The 396-nt window shown below is 67.7% G+C and carries 1 protein-coding gene; it reads left to right on the top strand.

The annotated features are described in order from the left end of the window. The coding region (locus tag ACWBNA_RS47900) for an acyl-CoA dehydrogenase family protein (RefSeq protein ID WP_482710894.1) at positions 1-396 on the top strand (396 nt) is incomplete at both ends.

The following is a 396-nucleotide window of genomic DNA, read 5'->3' as shown; positions in this document are numbered from 1 at the left end:
TCGCCGGCATCCTCTTCGACGAGGGCAACGACGTACAGAAGAAGATCGCGCGGCTCGCCGTGGAGCGGACCTGGGGCTCGACCATGGTGCTCACCGAGCCCGACGCGGGCTCCGACGTGGGCGCCGGCCGCACCAAGGCGATCCAGCAGGACGACGGCTCCTGGCACATCGAGGGCGTCAAGCGCTTCATCACGTCCGGTGAGCACGACATGGAGGAGAACATCCTCCACTACGTCCTCGCCCGCCCCGAGGGCCACGGCCCCGGCACCAAGGGCCTGTCCCTCTTCCTCGTCCCGAAGTACCTGTTCGACGTCGAGACCGGCGAGCTGGGCGAGCGCAACGGCGTGTACGCGACGAACGTCGAGCACAAGATGGGCCTGAAGGCCTCCAACACCT

The sequence above is a fragment of the Streptomyces sp. Q2 genome (assembly GCF_056820935.1).
Note: the sequence above shows the minus strand (reverse complement) of the source record. Positions and strands in the feature narration are given on the sequence as shown.